Origin of the sequence: Aminobacter anthyllidis, assembly GCF_018555685.1 — a bacterium.
In the GTDB taxonomy this organism is placed as follows: domain Bacteria; phylum Pseudomonadota; class Alphaproteobacteria; order Rhizobiales; family Rhizobiaceae; genus Aminobacter; species Aminobacter anthyllidis.
In genome coordinates, this window is the sequence record NZ_JAFLWW010000009.1 from 174,629 (window position 1) to 193,732 (window position 19,104).

Annotated in this window: 20 protein-coding genes; 13 read left to right on the forward strand and 7 right to left on the reverse strand. The window is 64.1% G+C overall.

Annotated elements, in window-relative coordinates; translation table 11 throughout:
• Nucleotides 1-49 precede the first annotated feature (49 nt).
• Nucleotides 50-952 carry a LysR family transcriptional regulator gene (locus J1C56_RS25975; protein ID WP_214392885.1) on the reverse strand — a complete coding sequence of 301 codons (903 nt, stop codon included), beginning with the start codon at nucleotides 950-952 and terminating at the stop codon, nucleotides 50-52.
• A 156-nt stretch (nucleotides 953-1,108) separates the two neighbouring features.
• Here J1C56_RS25975 and J1C56_RS25980 point away from each other — a divergent pair, with 156 nt between their 5' ends.
• The 6 genes from J1C56_RS25980 to J1C56_RS26005 all read left to right on the forward strand — a co-directional run bounded on the left by J1C56_RS25980 (nucleotide 1,109) and on the right by J1C56_RS26005 (nucleotide 7,023).
• Complete coding sequence (locus J1C56_RS25980; protein WP_214392886.1) at nucleotides 1,109-2,290, forward strand: MFS transporter; 1,182 nt, start codon at nucleotides 1,109-1,111, stop codon at nucleotides 2,288-2,290.
• A 95-nt stretch (nucleotides 2,291-2,385) separates the two neighbouring features.
• Complete coding sequence (locus J1C56_RS25985; RefSeq protein WP_214392887.1) at nucleotides 2,386-3,219, forward strand: aldo/keto reductase; 834 nt, start codon at nucleotides 2,386-2,388, stop codon at nucleotides 3,217-3,219.
• 210 nt (nucleotides 3,220-3,429) lie between these two features.
• Nucleotides 3,430-3,870, forward strand: a complete 441-nt coding sequence (locus J1C56_RS25990) for a glyoxalase superfamily protein (RefSeq protein ID WP_214392888.1) — start codon at nucleotides 3,430-3,432, stop codon at nucleotides 3,868-3,870.
• A 471-nt stretch (nucleotides 3,871-4,341) separates the two neighbouring features.
• On the forward strand, nucleotides 4,342-5,109 hold the full coding sequence (locus tag J1C56_RS25995) for an ABC transporter substrate-binding protein (RefSeq protein WP_214392943.1): 768 nt from the start codon (nucleotides 4,342-4,344) through the stop codon (nucleotides 5,107-5,109).
• A gap of 79 nt (nucleotides 5,110-5,188) precedes the next feature.
• Nucleotides 5,189-5,866, forward strand: coding sequence for an amino acid ABC transporter permease (locus J1C56_RS26000; RefSeq protein WP_214392889.1), 678 nt, complete (start codon nucleotides 5,189-5,191; stop codon nucleotides 5,864-5,866).
• A gap of 26 nt (nucleotides 5,867-5,892) precedes the next feature.
• Nucleotides 5,893-7,023 carry an aminotransferase class V-fold PLP-dependent enzyme gene (locus tag J1C56_RS26005; protein WP_214392890.1) on the forward strand — a complete coding sequence of 377 codons (1,131 nt, stop codon included), beginning with the start codon at nucleotides 5,893-5,895 and terminating at the stop codon, nucleotides 7,021-7,023.
• A 60-nt stretch (nucleotides 7,024-7,083) separates the two neighbouring features.
• On the opposite strand, the gene J1C56_RS26010 is transcribed toward J1C56_RS26005, so the two are convergent.
• From J1C56_RS26010 to J1C56_RS26020, 3 genes are read right to left on the reverse strand one after another with little or no spacing between them, the layout of a single operon-like run.
• The gene (locus tag J1C56_RS26010; RefSeq protein ID WP_214392891.1) at nucleotides 7,084-7,899 is read right to left on the reverse strand and encodes an ABC transporter ATP-binding protein; all 816 of its coding nucleotides are present in this window, start codon (nucleotides 7,897-7,899) and stop codon (nucleotides 7,084-7,086) included.
• Nucleotides 7,892-8,944, reverse strand: a complete 1,053-nt coding sequence (locus tag J1C56_RS26015) for a FecCD family ABC transporter permease (protein ID WP_214392892.1) — start codon at nucleotides 8,942-8,944, stop codon at nucleotides 7,892-7,894. Before J1C56_RS26015 ends, J1C56_RS26010 begins: the two co-directional genes overlap by 8 nt.
• Nucleotides 8,941-9,930, reverse strand: coding sequence for a FecCD family ABC transporter permease (locus tag J1C56_RS26020; protein ID WP_338001506.1), 990 nt, complete (start codon nucleotides 9,928-9,930; stop codon nucleotides 8,941-8,943). Before J1C56_RS26020 ends, J1C56_RS26015 begins: the two co-directional genes overlap by 4 nt.
• Before the next feature lie 122 nt (nucleotides 9,931-10,052).
• Between J1C56_RS26020 and J1C56_RS26025 the strand changes: the two genes are divergently transcribed.
• The 5 genes from J1C56_RS26025 to J1C56_RS26045 all read left to right on the forward strand — a co-directional run bounded on the left by J1C56_RS26025 (nucleotide 10,053) and on the right by J1C56_RS26045 (nucleotide 13,963).
• A complete protein-coding gene (locus J1C56_RS26025) occupies nucleotides 10,053-10,967 on the forward strand; it encodes an ABC transporter substrate-binding protein (protein ID WP_214392893.1) in 915 nt (304 codons plus the stop codon).
• A 136-nt stretch (nucleotides 10,968-11,103) separates the two neighbouring features.
• Nucleotides 11,104-11,709, forward strand: a complete 606-nt coding sequence (leuD, locus tag J1C56_RS26030; RefSeq protein ID WP_214392894.1) for a 3-isopropylmalate dehydratase small subunit — start codon at nucleotides 11,104-11,106, stop codon at nucleotides 11,707-11,709.
• A 202-nt stretch (nucleotides 11,710-11,911) separates the two neighbouring features.
• Nucleotides 11,912-12,742, forward strand: coding sequence for a hypothetical protein (locus J1C56_RS26035; RefSeq protein ID WP_214392895.1), 831 nt, complete (start codon nucleotides 11,912-11,914; stop codon nucleotides 12,740-12,742).
• Nucleotides 12,743-12,755: 13 nt separating this feature from the next.
• Nucleotides 12,756-13,136: a RidA family protein gene (locus J1C56_RS26040; protein ID WP_214392896.1), complete on the forward strand. Its 381-nt coding sequence runs from the start codon at nucleotides 12,756-12,758 to the stop codon at nucleotides 13,134-13,136.
• Between the two features lie 23 nt (nucleotides 13,137-13,159).
• Nucleotides 13,160-13,963: an endonuclease/exonuclease/phosphatase family protein gene (locus J1C56_RS26045; protein ID WP_214392897.1), complete on the forward strand. Its 804-nt coding sequence runs from the start codon at nucleotides 13,160-13,162 to the stop codon at nucleotides 13,961-13,963.
• A 15-nt stretch (nucleotides 13,964-13,978) separates the two neighbouring features.
• Here the strand turns inward: J1C56_RS26045 and vapC are convergent, their stop codons facing one another.
• Both vapC and J1C56_RS26055 read right to left on the reverse strand, forming a co-directional pair.
• Nucleotides 13,979-14,368, reverse strand: a complete 390-nt coding sequence (gene vapC / locus J1C56_RS26050) for a type II toxin-antitoxin system VapC family toxin (protein ID WP_214392898.1) — start codon at nucleotides 14,366-14,368, stop codon at nucleotides 13,979-13,981.
• Entirely contained in the window at nucleotides 14,365-14,595 is a 231-nt protein-coding gene (locus tag J1C56_RS26055) for a type II toxin-antitoxin system VapB family antitoxin (protein WP_214392899.1), read from the reverse strand. Before J1C56_RS26055 ends, vapC begins: the two co-directional genes overlap by 4 nt.
• 141 nt (nucleotides 14,596-14,736) lie before the next feature.
• Here J1C56_RS26055 and leuB point away from each other — a divergent pair, with 141 nt between their 5' ends.
• Nucleotides 14,737-15,840 (forward strand): 3-isopropylmalate dehydrogenase, encoded by a 1,104-nt coding sequence (gene leuB / locus J1C56_RS26060; protein WP_214392900.1) that lies wholly within the window; start codon nucleotides 14,737-14,739, stop codon nucleotides 15,838-15,840.
• 365 nt (nucleotides 15,841-16,205) lie between these two features.
• Here leuB and J1C56_RS26065 read toward each other — a convergent pair whose 3' ends face one another.
• Nucleotides 16,206-16,898 carry a DUF805 domain-containing protein gene (locus J1C56_RS26065; RefSeq protein WP_214392901.1) on the reverse strand — a complete coding sequence of 231 codons (693 nt, stop codon included), beginning with the start codon at nucleotides 16,896-16,898 and terminating at the stop codon, nucleotides 16,206-16,208.
• Between the two features lie 302 nt (nucleotides 16,899-17,200).
• Here J1C56_RS26065 and J1C56_RS26070 point away from each other — a divergent pair, with 302 nt between their 5' ends.
• Nucleotides 17,201-19,102 carry an ABC transporter ATP-binding protein/permease gene (locus J1C56_RS26070; protein WP_214392902.1) on the forward strand — a complete coding sequence of 634 codons (1,902 nt, stop codon included), beginning with the start codon at nucleotides 17,201-17,203 and terminating at the stop codon, nucleotides 19,100-19,102.
• The last annotated feature ends 2 nt before the right edge of the window (nucleotides 19,103-19,104 follow it).

The following is a 19,104-nucleotide window of genomic DNA, read 5'->3' on the forward strand; positions in this document are numbered from 1 at the left end:
AAGCCCGCACCTTGCGAAGGTAGTGCTCATATCCGCCGAAACAATGGCGTCAGCCAACACGCGTTTTGTCGGCGAGGAAATCGATGAAGGCGCGGATGCGCGCGGCGAGATGGCCGTGGCCGGCGAAGACAGCATGGATCATCTCGATGTCCTCGGGATTGTAGGCTTCGAGCACCGGCACCAGCGTGCCGGAATCGATGTCGGCCTGGACCTGGAAACGACCGCTGCGGATCAGGCCGACGCCATCGAGGCAGAGCCGGCGCAGGCTCGGGCCGTTGTTGGCGAGCAGGTTGCCGCCGATACGCTGGGTGAAGGTCTCGCCGCTCTCCGGATTGCGAAAAATCCATTCGTCGCGGTTGCGCAGGAAATTGAAGCGCAGGCAATTGTGGCCGGCGAGATCGGCCGGCCTTTCGGGCACGCCGTGTTTTTCCAGATAGGCGGGCGAGGCGACGACGACGCGGCGGATTTCCAGGATCTTGCGCGCCTTGAGCGATGAGTCCCGCAGCTTGCCGGAACGGATGGCGACGTCGGCCCGCTCTTCGTAAAGGTCGATGACGCTGTCGGTGAGTGACAGGTCTAGCTCGACCTCGGGGTAAAGTGCCAGGAACTCGGCCATGTGTGGCACCACATGGCTGGCGCCGAAGGCAACCGAGGCGCTGACCCGCAGCAGGCCGCGCGGCACCGCATTGGCACGGCCGGCGACAATGCGCTCGGCCTCCTCGATCTCGCCGAGTATGCGGCTTGCGCGCTCGAGATAGACCTCGCCTTCCGGCGTCAGCTGCAGGCTGCGCGTCGAGCGCACGACGAGGCGGGTGCCCAGCCTGTCCTCGATGCGTGTGATCAGCTTGCTGACCGCCGACGGCGAGAGGCCGAGCTGCCGGCCAGCGGCGGAGAAGCTCTTGAGCGAGACGGCCCGGACGAAGACCTCCATCTCACCGGCGCGATTGTCCATGTCTGGGCCTCTGTGAATCAAATTCACAAGCATTGGTCCATCACTGCGGATTATTGCGCAAGTCCCCTCACCCCATATTGCGAAGATCATCAACACGGCGGTCCAAGGCCGCCCCCAGAAATCCGCCCGCGACCAGCGGATGGAAACGGTGCTGTCATGCCTCTTACCATTTTCGCGCTCACCATCGCGGCCTACGCCATCGGAACAACGGAGTTCGTCATCGTCGGGCTGTTGCCGACGGTGGCCAAGGATCTTCAAATCACGCTGCCGCTCGCCGGCCTGATCGTCAGCGTCTACGCGCTGGGCGTCACCTTCGGCGCGCCGGTGCTGACAGCGCTCACCGGCCGGATCGAGCGTAAGCCGCTGCTGCTCGGGCTGATGGCGCTGTTCGTCGTTGGCAACGTGGCGGCAGCGCTGAGCCACAGCTACGAACTGCTGCTGGTCGCGCGCGTGTTGTCGGCCTTCGCGCACGGAGTGTTCTTCTCGGTCGGAGCGACGATCGCCGCCGATCTCGTGCCGGAAAACCGCCGTGCCTCGGCAATTGCCATGATGTTCATGGGCCTGACGGTGGCGATCGTCACCGGCGTGCCGCTCGGCACCTTCATCGGCCAGACCTTCGGCTGGCGCGCCACATTCTGGGGTGTGTCACTGCTCGGCGTCATCGCCTTCGCCGGCATCGCCGCCCTGCTGCCTTCGACCCTGAACAAGGCAGCACCTTCTAGCCTGCTCGACCAGGTCCGGGTGCTGGGCTCCGGCCGGTTGCTTCTGGTGTTCGCGATGACGGCGCTCGGCTATGGCGGCACCTTCGTCACCTTCACCTATCTTGCCTCGATCCTCGAACAGGTCACCGGTTTCCAGGCCTCGAGCGTCAGCCTGATCCTGGTGCTCTACGGCCTGGCGATTGCCATCGGCAACATCGCCGGCGGCCGCATCGCCGACCGCAACCCGGTGAAGGCACTGACGGTACTGTTTGCGCTGCAGGCCGCCGTGCTGGTGCTGTTTTCGTTCACCGCCGTATCGCCTATGTGGACGCTGGTGACGCTTGCCGGGCTTGGCTTCCTGTCCTTTGCCAATGTTCCGGGCCTGCAGCTTTATGTCGTGCAGCTGGCCAGGGAGCATCGGCCGGGCGCAGTCGACGTCGCCTCGGCGCTGAACATCGCCTCCTTCAATCTCGGCATCGCACTGGGCGCGTGGATCGGCGGCATGGTTGTCGCCTCGCCGCTCGGCCTTGGCGCCACGCCATGGGTGGGTGCCGTACTGGTGGCAGGGGCGTTTGTCCTGACCGTATGGAGCGGCGCACGGGACCGGCGCCAGGAACCGCTGTGCCAGCCGGCTTAGAATGATTGACCGGCATTACTCCCGACCTACCTAAAGGGCGGAGCCATCCGCCCGAATTTCCTCCCCGCCCCCGATTTCCCCTCAAGGAGACCATCATGAAATACGTTACCGTCAATGGCGCGACAATTCCTGCCCTGGGCTTCGGCACCTTCCGCATGCCAGGCGCAGAGGTTCTGAAAGTGGTGCCCGAGGCAATCAGGCAAGGCTTCCGCCACATCGACACCGCCCAGATCTACGGCAACGAGGCCGAAGTCGGCCAGGCCATCGCCAGCTCTGGCGTGGCCCGCACGGACATCTTCCTGACCACCAAGGTCTGGGTCGACAAATACCAGCGTGATGCCTTCGTGAAGTCGGTCGACGACAGCCTGAAGAAGCTTCGCACCGACCATGTCGACCTGCTGCTGCTGCATTGGCCGAACGACGCGGTATCGCTGGCCGAGCAGATCGGCGCGCTGAACGAGGTCAGGAATGCCGGCAAGGTGCGCCACATCGGCGTCAGCAACTTCAACACGACGCTGATGGCCGAGGCAGTGAAGCTGAGCGACGCGCCGCTGGTGACCAACCAGGTCGAGTATCACCCCTATCTCGACCAGACTGCGGTGCTCGAAGCGGCGCGCAAGGCCGGAATGTCTGTTACCGCCTACTATGCCATGGCCGACGGCAAGGTGATTTCCGATCCCGTTCTGAAGCAGATCGGCACCAGCCACGGCAAGACGGCGGCACAGGTGGTGCTGCGCTGGCTGGTGCAGCAGGACGGTGTCGTGACCCTGACCAAGACGGCGACGCTGTCGCGCTTGCCCGAGAACTTCGACATCTTCGACTTCGAGCTTTCGACAGACGAGATGGCGGCGATCCATGCCTTGGCTGCTCCGGGCGGACGCATCGTCAGCCCCGGCGGGCGGGCCCCAGTGTGGGACAAAGCCGCCTGAACCCCGCTTCCGGCGCGCCCTCATTGACGGCGCGCCTGCTTCTTCCTATCTGAGGGCGGTCAAGGGCGGGGAGCCCCTGCCGCCCGCAGCCGAAAGGCACGGTGAAGCTTCCCTTCAAATATTCGTTTCCCTGTCGATGCGACGGCCGAAGCGGCAATGCGGGCTCCCGACTTTCACCACGCCGTTCGCGCATCGCGAAGGAGCGAAACCATGACCACAGGTCAAGACTACAAAACCAATGCCCGCAGGCTGCGCGACGCGCTCGCTAGCGAAGGCATCGCCATCAGCCACGCCAAGGCGCTTGAACTCGTCGCCCGCCAGGAAGGCGCGCGCGACTGGAACACGCTGGCCGCGCGTCCCAACGACACCAAGGTCGAAGAGGCCGCCGGTGGCGTACCCTTTGCCGTCGGAGAGACGGTGTCTGGTACCTTCAACGGCAACCCGGCCAAGGGACGCGTCATCGGCCTCGAGGAGACGATCAAGCCGGATCTCTGGCGCGTTACCGTCGCCTTCAACCCGCCGGTGGACGTGTCGACGTCGAAGCTGTTTTCGTCTGAACGCCGCCGCATCCAGATGGTGGTCGGCGCCGACGGCCGTTCGCGCCGGCTGACCGGCACCGAAACAGGCGTGATGGCGCTCAACCGCGCCTGACACGCGCGCACTTTCCGCATCAAGCGGCCGTGGATCGTCGAAGCGATCCGCGGCCGTTTTCGTTTTGGGCCGGGCCTCCACGCCCCTCACCTAGGCACCGCACCAACAACCATCTGGACGAATTTAAATGCATATGCAAATATCTAACTGAGGAGGACGGAGGAGGCGCCAGGGTAGCATCGAGACTTTCGCGCTCGCGCATCGGCAACGATGGCGTGCACGGAATACTTGCCCGGAACCCTCGTACGTAACCTAAACAAGGCATAGTTCGCCAAATTTGGTGGTAGCCAGGACGGCGCGCCACAGAATTCGCGATTGTGCCGGGGACGGATAGGATCCGCCACTAGCCATATGCCCATGCATACTTACACGCTTGAAGCAGCGACATGCGACCGACAACTACGTCGCCTGTCATCGTCAAATCGATCAAAGGGAGGAAGAAAATTGACATTCTCTAAACTAGCGGCCGGCATGGCCATGGCATTTGCCCTCGCGCTGTCGGCACCGGCCAGCGCCCAGGAAAAGCTCGTCGTCGGCGCCTACCCGGCCAATCCGCCGTGGGAGTTCAAGACCGAGAGCGGCAGCTTCGAAGGTTTCGAGATCGATGTCGCGACAGAAGTGGCCAAGCGCCTCGGCCGGCCTGTCGAATTCCAGGACATGGGTTTCCAGGCACTGTTTGCCGCATCGAGTTCCGGCCGCATCGACTTCGCCGTGTCGTCGATCTCGGTCAACAACGAGCGCCTGCAGAACCAGTCGTTCACGCAGCCCTATTATGATGGCGACGGCACGGTCATCGGGCGCGAGGCGTCGACGATCACGGGGCTCGACGGGCTCAAGGGCAAGGTCATCGGCGTCGTCGCCGGCACGACAGGCGAAGCCTGGGCCAAGGAAAACACCGAGAAGCTCGGCTTGGCCGAAGTGCGCAGCTACAACGCCCAGCAGGATCTGCTGCTCGACATCCAGGCCCAGCGCGTCGATGGCGGCGCAGGCGAGCTCGCCGGCTTCCAGTACGCCATGACCAAGACGCCGGGCTTCAAGGTGCTGGTCCGCATTCCGACCGGCGAGCGCTTCGCCATGATGGCGCGCAAGGACCATCCTGCCATCGTTGCCGCCAACGACGCCGTGTCGGCTATGAAAGCCGACGGAACGATGGCCACGATCCACAAGAAGTGGTTCGGCGTGGAACCGGACGCTGGCACCAGCACGACCACCGCGATGCCGCTGCCCAAGGCCGAGTGAGCCGACGGCTCCACCCGCAAACCGCTGAAACGACGCTGCGGCCGGCCAAGGCCGCGGCGTCCTGCTCCCGGACCCCGCCATGGACCTGATCACCACCTTCTTCAACTGGGACATACTGGTCCGCAGTTTTCCTATGCTCATGCGCGGTGTCGGCAACACCATCCTTTTGGGCATAGCCAGCATCATCTTCGGCGGTGCGGCCGGGCTGCTCGTCTGCCTGATGCGGCTCTACGGGCCGAAGCCGGTGCGCTTTTTCGCTATCGCCTATGTCGATTTCCTCAGGGCGATGCCGATCCTGGTGCTGCTGATCCTGATCTATTACGCGCTGCCCTTCGTTGGCATCCGCTTCTCGTCCTTCACGGCAGCCACCCTGGCGCTGTCGCTGGTGCTGTCGGCCTTCACCGCCGAGGTCTGCCGCGCCGGCATCGAAAACGTGCCGAAGGGCCAGTTCGAGGCGGCATCGGCGCTGGGCATCGGCTTCTGGACGACGATGCGCACGGTGATCCTGCCACAGGCGTTGCGCGTCATCATCCCGCCGCTGACCAGCAACTGCGTCTCGATCTTCAAGGATACGGCGCTGGCCTCCGTCGTCGCCATGCCCGATTTGTTGAAGCAGGCGACCGACGCCCAGGCGCTGATGGCCAATCCGACGCCGCTGATCGGCGCCGCCGCCATGTATCTCATCTTCCTGCTGCCGTTGGTTCGACTGGTGAGCTACCTCGAAGAACGCGGCAAGCGCCAGATGACGGCGCGCTGAGCCCCTGCCATACGGAATTCTGAACGATGAACACGCCAGACGGCTCCGCCTACTTCCTCTACCACTCGATCGGCATGTATCCCGGCAAGGCCGAGGCCATGGCGGCAGGGCTCTCCGACTTCGCGGCGAGCTGGGGCGCCTTTGACGACGGCCAGTGGATGCGGGCACTCACCAAGCGCCAGCGTTTCATCGACCTCTGGAGCGACCTGATCGGCGCACCCAAGGGCACGCTGACCTCGGCCGAAAACGTCACCACCGCACTCTACAGCCTGATCGGCGCGCTGCCTGGCCACCATCTTGCCGGCCGCCGCGTGCTGGTGACCGCCGACTGTTTCCCGAGCCTGCACTTCCTGCTCGCAGGGCTTGCGCCACGCTTCGGCTTCACGCTCGACACGGTGCCGTTGCGCGATGGCCAAGCTTGGGTCCACGACGACGATGTCATCGCACAATGGGGCGAAGATGTCGGCCTGGCGCTGCTGACGCAGGTGACGTCGACCGCCTCGCATCGCTGCGACCTCGACCGGCTGGTCGCCCATGGCCGCGAGATGGGCAGCCTCGTCGGAGTCGACATCACCCAGGGCGTCGGGCTGATCCCCTTCAACGTCAACGCACCGGCAATCGACTTCACGGTGTCGACGAGCTTGAAATGGCTGTGCGGCACGCCTGGCGCCGGCATCATTCACGTCGCCGAACCGTTGCTAAGCGAGTGCCGGCCCGAGCTGCGTGGCTGGTTCAGCCAGGACAACATCTTCTCCTGGGACCTCGACGCCTTCGCCTACGCCCCGGATGCCCGCCGCTTCGACCATGGCACGCCGTCAGCACTTGCCTGTATCGGTTCTGTGCCGGCGCTGGAATGGCATGCGGCGCAGGACAAGGCCGCACTGCTTGCCCACAACCGCAAACTCGGTGCCGCCATCATCGCCCAGGCGGACGCCATGGGCCTGACGCTTGCCAGCCCTCGCGACGAAACGCGGCGCGGCGGCAGCATCATGCTGCGCCTGCCCGCCGACATCGACACGGCGACGGTCGTCAATGGCCTGCGCGAGCGCGATGTCCATACCGACTGCCGTGGCCGTATCCTGCGCCTGTCGCCCGGCACGATCACCACCGAAGCGGGCATCGAGCGGCTGTTCCAAGAGCTGCGCGAGTTGCTGTGAGCTGGCGAGACAATCGCCCAAACGATAAGGCCATGGGCCGTTGCCCCGATCCGCCGCCGTTTAAGCAGCCGGGGCTGCTCCGAAGCGCGGCGACGAATTGCGGATCGGGATGCACAGCGGGCGGTTGTGCACCGGATCCTCGATGACGCGGCAGCTGATGCCGAAGACGTCCTCGATCAGCGCTTCCCGCATCAGCTCGACCGGGGCGCCATCGGCAACCATGCTGCCGTCCTTCATGAACACCAGCCGGTCGGCATAACGCGCCGCGAGGTTGAGGTCGTGCAGCACCAGCACCACGGTGCGGCCATGCTCGCGGTTGAGCCTGCCAACGAGGTCGAGGCAGTCGATCTGGTGGGCCATGTCGAGATGGTTGACCGGCTCGTCGAGGCAGATGATGTCGGTCTCCTGCGCCAGCACCATGGCGATCCAGACGCGCTGCAGCTGGCCGCCCGACAGCGAGCCCAGCCGACGCTCAGCGAGATGCGAAACGCCGGTGCCGAACATCGCCGCCTGGATGGCGTCGGCGTCCGCAGCGCTCCATGGCTGTAGCATGGTCTGGTGCGGATAGCGGCCGAGCCTGACCAGCTCCTCGACGCTCATGTCGTCGGGCGCCGACGGGCTCTGCGCCAGAAGGCCGATGTGGCGCGCCAGCTCCTTCTCCTTCAGGCCGGAGATCGGCATGTCGCCGAGCCGGATTTCGCCCGATTTCGGCTGGTGCAGCCGGCGGATGGCGCGCAACAGCGTGGACTTGCCACAGCCATTGGGGCCGGCGAGCACGGTGACCTTGCCCTTGGCGATGTCGAGGTCGACGGCGCTGATCGCCGTCGCCGCGCCATAGGCGATGGTCAGTGCCTTGACGCTGATGGCCTTATCCATTGGTGCTCCCCCTGCGCAGCACGAGGTAGAGGAAATAGGGCGTACCGATCACCGCCGTCACAGTGCCGGCAGGCACTTCGGTCGGCGCGAACAGCACGCGCACGATGAGATCGGCGCCGATCAGCATGATGGCGCCCAACAGAAAGCTGGCGGCGATGCCGGCTAGCACCGGTCGGCCGACGATCAGTCGGGCGAGATGCGGTGCCATCAGGCCGATGAAGCCAACGCCGCCGGCGAAGGCGACGGCAAGTGCCGTCAGCGCGGAGGCCAATGCGAACACCAGGATGCGGAACACCGGCAGGTTGAGGCCGAGGCCGCGCGCCGAGACCTCGTCGAGATCGGTCGGCGGCAAGCGCCGCGCCACCGCGACGACGCCGACCATGGCGATGGCGAGACCGATGGCGACGACCTGGACCTCGCCCCAGTTGATCTCGTTGACCGCACCGGCCAGCCAGCGGCTGGCCTGGGTGGTCCGATAGATCGGCCCGACGATCATCAGGATCAGGGTCGCCGCCTTGGCGACCGCGCCGACGGCGATGCCGAACAGCAGAAGCCGCACCGCCGACGAAGCCTGCTGGCCGGAGAGCAGGAACACGGCGGCGATGGCGACGCTGGCGCCGATCATCGCCGCCACGGGCTGCCAGACGATCGAGGTGACGAGCGAATTGCTCTCGTCGGACAGCAGCGCCAGGAAGATGACGACGCCGAGGCCAGCACCGCCGATGACGCCAAGCACGCCGGGCGAGGCCAGCTCGTTGCGCGTGACCTTCTGCAGGAGGTAACCTGCAACCGCCATGGCACCACCGGCGAGAGCGGCGATGGCAACGCGCGGCGCGCGCAGCTGCAGCACCACGACACGCTCGCCGCGGGTGCCCTCGCCGATCAGGATCTCGACGATGCGGCCTGGGTCAATCCAGGTCGAGCCGAAGCCGATGCCGCATAGCGCAAGGGCGACAGTGATCAGCGCGATGATGGCGACCGCCATCCAGGCGCGGCGATTGATGCGGGCCAATGCCGGCGACAGGCCCCGAGCAGCGATACTCATGCTGCGCGCCTCCTGAGTAGGAGCAGAAGCAAACAGCCGCCAACGATCGCCGTGACCGCGCCGACCGGTGCCTCACGCGGAAAGATGACGAAGCGGGCGACGATGTCGGCCAGCGTGGTGTAGACGGCACCGACAAGGGCGGCGGCCACGATCTGCAATCGATGTTCGAGGCCGACAAGCGCGCGTGCCGCATGCGGCACGACGAGGCCGACGAACAGCACCGGCCCGGCCATCGCCACCGAAGCGCCGGAGAGCAGTGCCACCGCAACGAAGCTCAGCCCGCGCACGACGCCGAGCGGCACGCCGAGCCCGCGCGCCGTGGAGTCGTCGGTCTGCAGGATGTCGAGCGAACGGGCGAGGTAGAAAGCGATGCCGCCGCCGACCAGCACGAATGGCAGGCCGTTGAGCGCCAGGCTGAGCTTGCGGTCGGCGAAGGATCCGGCGAGCCAGAACAGCAGCTGGTCGAGCATCGTCTCGTTGACCGTCAGCACGACGTTGACGAAACTGTCGAACAGGCCGGCGAAGGTGACGCCGACAAGCACGATCCGGAGCGGCGAGATGCCGCCGGCGGCAGCAGCGAGGCCGAAGACAAGCAGGCTGGTGGCCAGCGCACCGGCCGCCGCCGCCAGCGACAGGCCGGGCAAGGAGGCGACACCGAACAGCCCGCTCGCCATGACCACCGCGAAGGCAGCGCCAGCGTTGAGGCCGAGCGTGTCGGGCGAGGCGATGCGGTTGCGCGAAAGAGTCTGGACCAGCACGCCGGCAATGCCGAGTGCTGCGCCGACAAGCGGCGCCATCAACGCCCGCGGCAGCCTGAGGTCGCGGATGACGACATGTGCTTCACTGCCGTCGAAGGCCGTCACCGCGCGCCAGATCTCAGCGGGCGAATAGAGGCGATAGCCGATCGCCAGGCTGAGATACATCAGGATCAGCAGCAGCACCGCCAGCCCGGAAAACAGCGCGTGCCGACCGATGCGCCGAGGCACTCGGATGCTCGTGTTCGACGAAGCGAGGGGCACGCGGCAGCCTTAATATGAGCTTGACAGTCAGGGTTTGTTCTGACCCTTTGCCAAACCTTCTCGCCCCCGTCAAGTTTGGAGCCATGATCATGAAGCTCTTCGCCAAAGCCGCACTCGGCCTCGCACTGGCCGCCTTCGCCGCCAGTTCCGCCTTCGCCCACGAAGTGAAGCACGCCATGGGCGTGACCGACGTTCCCGAAAATCCGCAACGCATCGTGGTGCTGACCAACGAAGGCACCGAAGCCGTGCTGTCGCTGGGCTTCAAGCCGGTCGGCGCCGTGCGTTCCTGGACCGGCTCGCCCTGGTACAAGCACATCGCCGGCAAGATGGACGGCGTCGAGGTTGTCGGCGAGGAATCGGCCGTCAACCTCGAGCTCATCGCCGGCCTGCAGCCGGACCTGATCCTCGGCAACAAGACGCGCCAGGAAAAGATCTACGACCAGCTCTCGGCGATCGCGCCGACGGTCATGTCGGAGCGACTGCGAGGCGACTGGAAGGTGAATTTCGCGCTTTATGCCGACGCACTCGGCAAGAAGGCCGAAGGCGAGGCGCAGCTCAAGGCGTTCGACGACAGGGCGGCCAGGCTCGGCGAGGCACTCGGCGACAAGAAGGCCGAGAAGGTATCGCTGATCCGCTTCATGCCCGGCCTGACCCGCATCTACTACAAGGACACATTCCCCGGCATGATCTTCAGCCAGATCGGCATCCAGCGGCCTGCGGTGCAGGACAAGCCGGGCTTTGCCGACGACGTGACCAAGGAACGCATCCCCGAGTTCGACGGCGACCACCTGTTCTACTTCGTCTACGAGACCGGCAACGGCAAGGCGAGCAAGCAGTCGGAGGAATGGCTGTCCGAGCCGCTGTGGCAGAACCTGCCGGTAGTGAAGGCCGGCAAGGCCGTACCTGTGGACGATGCGGTGTGGAATACGGCGGGCGGTGCCATCGCTGCCAACCTGCTGCTCGACGACATCGCCCGCGTCTATGGCGTGACGCCGGCGAAGTAGCCGGCATCAGGCCTCATGCGTGGCCGCGCATGAGGCCAAGGCTCCTTCCCCAGCGTCGAAACGCTTTGATTCCCGGCCAAGCTTGTGTAAAGCGGGGCAAGCCAAAATCCCCGCAACAGCCAGACGGGCAAAAGCCATGGAAAAATTCACCAAGCTCACGGGCGTCGCCGCCCCCCTGCCGATCGTCAATGTCGACACCGACATGATCATCCCCAAGGATTATCTCAAGACGATCAAGCGCACTGGCCTTGGTACCGGGCTTTTCGCCGAAATGCGCTTCAATGAGGACGGTTCGGAGAACCCCGATTTCGTGCTCAACAAGCCGGCCTACCGCAAGGCGCAGATTCTCGTTGCCGGCGACAATTTCGGCTGCGGCTCCAGCCGTGAGCATGCGCCATGGGCACTGCTCGACTTCGGCATCCGCTGCGTGATCTCGACGTCTTTCGCCGACATTTTCTATAACAACTGCTTCAAGAACGGCATCCTGCCGATCACCGTCAGCCAGGAAGACCTCGACAAGCTGATGGACGACGCTTCGCGCGGCGCTAACGCCACCGTGTCGGTCGATCTCGAAGCCAAGGAAATCCGCGGCCCCGACGGTGGCGTGGTCACCTTCGACCTCGATGATTTCCGCCGTCATTGCCTGCTCAACGGGCTCGACGACATCGGCCTGACCATGGAGAAGGCGAAGTCGATCGACAGCTACGAAAAGAAGGCTGCCGAGAACCGCCCCTGGGCCTGAGCCCTCGGTATCCGGTCAACCTCAAGCTGAAATTCTGAAAAGCCCCGCCCGACACGCTCGCGGCGGGGCTTTTTGCTGGAACAATCGGCTTCGGCTGACAGGCCTGCCGTGCCATGGCATGGTCGCGCCTCGGGATTCGGAGCGCGCGCAGGCCAAGACCAGCCGCTCCGTGACATCGCAGGCCGATCTCCAGGAGCAGACCATGAAATCTTTCGCCCTCCTCGCAGCATTTGCGCTGGCGTTGACCATCTCGACTTCGGCGCTGGCGCAGGACAGCAAGCCGGAGACGATCCCGTTCGAAGGCGGCAACTTCACCATCGTCGAGAACGCCGAAGGCGAAAAGGTCGTCGCCTATGAGGGCAAGGAAATCGCCCGGAACTACGTCGCCTTCCTCGACCGCACGGTGGAGGTTGCCGGCACCAAGGTGGCGATGTTTGCGGTGGGTGACGGCGGCAACGCTTGCAGTCCGGAGACCGTACTGGCCTGGAAGACCGACGCCGGCATCCAGTCGACAACAGTCGGCGATGGCGAATGCGGCACACCGCCCGCGGCCGCCACCGGAGACAACATCTTCTTCGTGCCCTATCCGCTGCCGGGCGAGACGCTGCCGGTGAAGGCGTGGTCGCCGGAAGGCGGCCTCCTGCTCCATGGCAACCTCGCCTACGAACCACAGCCCGGTACAGACTGGGCCGACCTCGATGCCAAGCAATTCGAAGACGGTATCGTCGCGGCCTTCAAGAACGAGGCGGTCTACAAGGCTGCGCAACAGTTGCTGGGCGATGGCATGCCTGAATTCGCCACCAGCCTGCTGGTCAGTGGCGGCACGGAAAAGCTGCCGTCGGGTGCCTTCTACGCCAGCGGCTGCATCCCGCATGCCTGCGGCGGCGGCAACGGCTTCATGGCGATCGATGCGAAGGCCCAGAAGCTCTATCTCGCGCAGCAGACGGAAACGGAGCCGAAGGCCTGGCCGGCACTGGCCGAATGGCCAGCCGAGTTCAGGGGTGCCCTGACCAAGGCTCTGGCAGACGAATGAGGGAGACATGACAATGCGCAAGCTGATTTCGACCGGATCGCCCTTCGAAAAGACGGCGGGCTACTCGCGCGCCGTGGTGCAGGGCGACTGGTGCTTCGTCTCGGGCACGACGGGCTACGACTACACCACCATGACCATGCCCGAGAGCGTCGAAGCGCAGACCCGCAACTGCCTGGCGACCATCGCCAAGGCGCTCACCGACGGCGGTTTCGAAATGGCCGACGTGGTGCGCGCGCATTACTACATCACCGACCAGGCCTATGTGGACGCGGTGTTTCCGATCCTCGGCGAGACCTTCGGCGACATCCGCCCGGCGGCGACGATGATCGTCTGCCAGCTCAACAAGCCCGAGATGAAGATCGAGATCGAAGTCACCGCGCTGAAGCGCACCTGACGGAGCCGAAACGGAGAACATTGGTGCGCATCCTATCGCTGAACGGCTGGGGCGGCAGGCTCGGCGAGGAGCTGGTCGGCTACATCGGTGACGCCAAACCCGACGTTTTTTGCCTGCAGGAAGCGACCAATACGCCGGGGGCGACGTCGCCGTGGCTGGTCTATCGCGACGGCGGCGGCGAGCTTTTGCAGCGGGCGAACCTGTTCGACGAGGTGGCTGAGGCCCTGTCCGGACACCAGGCCTTCTTCTGCCCAGCCGCCCGCGGCCCGCTCTATCACGGCGACAGGGCGATCTTGTCGGAATGGGGGCTGGCCACCTTGGTCAGGCGCACGCTCCCGGTCATTGGGCAGGCGCAGGATTTCATCCACGGCGCCTTTTCGCCTGAGAGCTTCGGAGAGCATCCGCGCTCGCGCAACGCCCACGCTGTCAGGCTGCATGACTACGCGACAGGGCAGACGACAGTGATCGCCCATCTCCACGGCCTGCGCGATCTCGACGGCAAGGGCGATACGCCGGCCCGCGACGCGCAGACCAAAAGGCTGATCGAGCTGATCGGCCGGATCCGCCACAAGGGCGACGGGCTCGTTGTCTGCGGCGACTTCAATGTGCTGCCGGAAAGCCGGATGTTCGCCGAATTGCGCGATATCGGGCTGGCGGAGTTGGTCACGTCACACTGCTTCACCGATACCCGGACCTCGCACTACCTGAAGACACCGCGCTTCGCCGACTACATGCTGGTCAGCGACAATGTCGATGTGCGCAGCTTCGAGGTCGTGGCCCAGCCTGAGGTCTCTGACCACCGCGCCTTGCTGATTGAGATCGGATAGGGCTTCAGCGTCTCGCTAGGCCATCTGAAGTCCCAGATGTTGGGCCATAGGATGGAAGTCACGATCGTCGTGCAGCAGTTGATGGCCATGCTCGATGCAGTAGGTTGCAATGATGATGTCGGCGAGCGCGCGAACCGTTATGCCTTGCGCCCGCAAACGGCGGTAGTTCGCCGCCGCCACTGGCGCAAGCCGGCCATCCATCATCGGGACAACTGGATATTTTCGCAGCTGGGCTTCCAGAAATGCCGCATGGCGGTCGTCGCGCGCGCCGCGGAGTATCTCAAGCAAGACGATATCGCCGACAAGAACGTTGCCTCGCCCAGTCTCAAACTGGAGCTTAGCGACGCTGTCGCGGTCTGCATTGCGCAGCGCGAAAATCCAGACCGACGTGTCGACTACGATCATTTCTTGTCTTCGAGTGCCCAGTCGACCTCAGGCGTCCAGTCGTTGCGCATGGCATCGAGATCGCCTTCCCACCCGAAGCCCTTCAAGGCTTCGAGAGCAGCCATCTGCTCGGAAATCGCCACGACCTTTCGCAACGCCGCCTCCACGGCAGCCTTCTTGGTCTGCTGGCCGGTTGCCTTCATCGCTTTGGCCATGAGCTTGTCATCGATGTCGATGTTCGTGCGCATGATGCACCTATGTGTATGAATTGCTGAAAACATACACATCCTTGCTTCGAGATTCAAGAAATCCGCGCCTTTCTCGCTTGCACCGACGCCCCGCCAAGGCTAGCAAGACCGCGGTTCACGCATCTTTCGGAAAGGCTTTCCATGGCGACGCGCAATCTTCTTCTCCTGCCCGGCGACGGCATCGGCCCCGAGGCCATGGCCGAGGTCCGCAAGCTGATTACCGCAATGAACGAGAAGCTCGGCACCGGCTTCGCCACCGAGGAAGGCCTCGTCGGCGGCTCGGCCTATGACGCGCACGGCCAGGCGATCTCCGATGCCGACATGGCCAAGGCGATGGCGGCTGACGCCGTGCTGTTCGGCGCCGTCGGCGGCCCGAAGTGGGATGCCGTGCCCTACGAGGTGCGCCCTGAGGCCGGCCTTCTGCGCCTGCGCAAGGACATGGAACTGTTCGCCAATCTGCGCCCGGCGATCTGCTATCCCGCGCTCGCCTCGTCGTCCTCGCTCCGGCAGGAGGTCGTCGAGGGCCTCGACATCCTGATCGTGCGCGAATTGACCGGCGGCGTCTATTTCGGCGAGCCCAAGCAGATCATCGACCTCGGCAATGGCCAGAAGCGCGGCATCGACACCCAGGTCTATGACACGTTCGAGATCGAGCGCATCTCGGGCGTCGCCTTCGAGCTGGCGCGCACCCGCCAGAACCGGGTGACGTCGATGGAAAAGCGCAACGTGATGAAGTCGGGCGTTTTGTGGAACGAAGTCGTCACCGCCACCCACAAGGCCAAATATTCGGACGTCAAGCTCGACCACATGCTGGCCGACGCCGGTGGCATGCAGCTTGTGCGCTGGCCCAAGCAGTTCGACGTCATCGTCACCGACAACCTGTTCGGCGACATGCTGTCTGATGTCGCGGCGATGCTGACCGGTTCGCTCGGCATGCTGCCTTCGGCCTCGCTCGGCGCACCGGACGCAGTGACCGGCAAGCGCAAGGCGCTGTACGAGCCGGTGCATGGTTCCGCCCCAGATATCGCCGGACAGGGCATCGCCAACCCGATCGCCATGATCGCGTCCTTTGCGATGTGCCTGCGCTACTCGTTCAACATGGTGGCCGAGGCCGATCGGCTAGAGGCTGCGATCGCCGCCGTGCTCGACGACGGTCTGCGCACCAAGGACATCATGTCCGAGGGCAAGACCGAAGTCGGCACCACTGAGATGGGCGACGCCATCATCGCGAAGTTCTTCGCCTAACGGCGAACAAAATGCATCCGCGGAGGGCTATCTTTCCGCGGATGCCAGATAGGCTATCAAGTCCTCGTCTTCAAGTCCGCGAAACTTCATCGGAATGCACCGCAACTGAGCAGCGAAATCCCAACCCACGGGTTTGCTCTGCCGACGAAACCACTCTCCCTTTTCTACCAAAACCCAATGTCGACGGACGTTGATGCACTGCTCGACGCCGTCATCATTGTAGCCGGACTGTGACCCACAACACGCGCAGATTTGATCTGTGGGCGACGTGCCGTCCTCACCCCAAGGACTATCGGGATACCAATTCAGCCCGCAAACCCGGCACCTGTATGTTTCTGAAGTCATCTCATCTGCGACCCTCGAAGCTATGCGGCAGGCACGTAAGGCGGAGGAACCCTCACCCCCGCAGGCACCGGCCCCCACCTGTTTTCATGCTTCTGCGACGGGATCAGGGTGAACACGAAAAGGATCAGGCCGCCGACATAAGGCAGCAGGATCAGCAGATAGAACCATCCCGACAGGCCGAGGTCGTGGATGCGGCGCACAGTGATGGCGATGTTCGGCACGATGCCAGCCAGCACCAACAGGCCCAGCACGGAAAGGCCCGCGACCGGGTAGCCATCGCCGGTTTCGAGATTGCCGAGCGCGCCGTCAACGCCAAAACCGGCACCGGCGACCAGCACAATCAAAATCGCCCAGAAGAGGTAAAAGCCCCAAAATTCCTTGCGCCGCGCCCGGCCGCTGAAGTTGGCGTAGTTGGCGGTCATCCCACGCCAGAAATAGGACCACAGACCGGTGCCTTCGTCAGGATTGCCGACGGCCATGCGACCGAAATGCTGCGGGGCTGTGCTTGCAATCTCCGGCGCTCCGACTTGTGTGTGGATCGCAAACACGTCGCGCGCCTGGCTGCCGCTCGGCTGAAACTCGATCTGGGTGCCCTTGCCGGGTACAGCCGTGCCCCTCAGATCCTCGCGGGCGAAGGCGTAGCGGTTGCCGTCGGACCCGGCGAGGAAGCCGAAGCCTTGGGTTTCGTCATAGTGCAGCACTTCCCCGCGCATCCGTCATCCCCGTGAATCGCAGACAAACAGTGTTCCAACTTCTCCGGCGCCGCAAGCGCCGGTTACGTTGGCGCGGGATGGATCGTGGCCGCCAGAGCCGTTGCGTTGACGCAACGCTCGCGACGCATTGATTAGCCGGTAACCATATGTTGACTGTGAAATGCTCAACTCATGTTACCCTTCGATAGGCAAAGGGCATGGGGTAAGAAACTGTGATTCGGGTCGACAGACCTCGATATCCATCGCTGAACAGATGGCGTCGCGGCGCCGCTAGGCCGCCTCCCCTGACGCCGGTTTCAACGATGCGGAGCTTCTGGGGCCTGATGCGGGCCTACTGGTTCTCGGATCGCTGGAAGGAAGCCTGGGGGCTGACGCTGGTGATCGCCCTCCTCACCGCACTTTCCAGCAAGGCCAGCGTCTGGATGGCCGAAGCATCAGGCGAATTGGTCAACTCGATCGCCTTCTTCCATGACCCGGCCAACATGGCGCCGCTGGCGTCGCTGCTGACCAGCGCCGGCACATTGCTTCTTCTTGTTGTCGTCAAGGATGCGGGCTTCATCGGCGTCCGGCACCTCTTCTCCACCACCTTGCACCGCAAATGGCGCGGCTGGCTGAACGGCCGCTTCAACGCAGCCCTGCTCGACGCCAACCACACCCACTTCCACGTTCAGCACAACACGGACGCCGCCAACGGCTCGGGCATGGCGCCTGACAATATCGACCAGCGTGTCCAGGATTCGATCAAGGGCATGACCGGCGGCGCCATCGGTCTCGCCATGGGCGTAATGGGCGTTGCCACTTCGCTGTTCTTCGTCGGCCAGAAGCTCCTGGAAATCTCGACCGTGGTGCCAGGGCTGGAGTTTCTTGGTCCTTATGGCAGTGTCGTTTTGGCCTTTGCTGTCGTTGCCGCCTACGTGCCGCTCAACACCTATATCGCCATGAAGCTGGGCGGGGTGATGGAGCGCCTCAGCATTCGGATGCAGCAGGCCGAGGGCAGCTACCGCGGCGAACTGACGGTCCTGCTCAGGCGCAGTTTCCATGTAGCGGCGTCGCGCGGCGAAGCTGTGCAGCAAGCGATGCATGACCGGCTCTATCTCGATATCGACCGCACCTGGGCCAGACTGAACGTCGTCAATGCCGGCTACATGTCGTTTGAATCAATCTACGGCTTCATCGCCGCCCGCATCGTTGCCTATGGGCCGGGGCTTGTGCCCTACATGCACGGCCAGATAAATTTGAAGGGCTACATTACCGGCGCCGAGCTGGTGAACTCGCTGATAAGCCAGTGCTCGTGGTTCATCCAGGTGATGCCGGCGATCGCCACGCTGAGGGCCAACAGCCAACGCGTCACCGATCTCGCCATGGCGATCGAAAACGTCCAGGAGCCGCCGGCATTTTATGCCGCCACCGGCCAGTCCGAATTCAGCTTTGGCAGCCAGAATGCGCTGTTCGGACTGACGGTCCGCAATCTTCAGCTGATGCATGAGGGCCACGAGGCAAGCCCCTTCCTGACGGTCGCCAATCTGCGTTTCAGGCGCGGCGAATGGACATTCGTGTCCGGCCAATCCGGCTGCGGCAAGACTTCGCTGGTCAAGGCGATCAATGGGCTGTGGCCATATGGCCGCGGCGCCATCGTCTTTCCCGAAGGCATCAGGTCATTCTACGCCACCCAGGACGTCAAGCTGCCGCAGGTTTCGCTCAAGCAGCTCGTCTGCCTTCCCGACCATCCCGGCACCCATTCCGAGGCGAAGGTGGCGGTCGCCATGCACAAGGCCGGGCTTGGAGACTTCATCGAACATCTCGGCGACGAAACCCGCCAGGGCAAGAGCTGGGACCAGCTTCTGTCGGGCGGCCAGAAGCAGAAGCTGGTGGCCGCACGCATCCTGCTTTTGCAGCCCGGCCTGCTGTTCCTCGACGAGGCCACCGCAGCGCTTGATCTCGAAGCCAAGATCGCCTTCCACCAGGTGATCAAGGACAATTGTCCCGATGTCACGGTGATCAGCGTCATGCATGAGGCCATGCCGCCGAAGTCGGCGATGGGAGCCGAATTCTACGACAGCATTCTCAGCATTGCCGATGGCATCGGCTCGAAGAAGGCGCTGGCCAGCCTGCCGGCCGAGCTCACCACGCTTCTGGCCCAGCCCCAGCCGACCGACGAATGGCCGCCATTGCGGTTCCCGCGCGTCCGGCAGAAGGAAAAATAGGC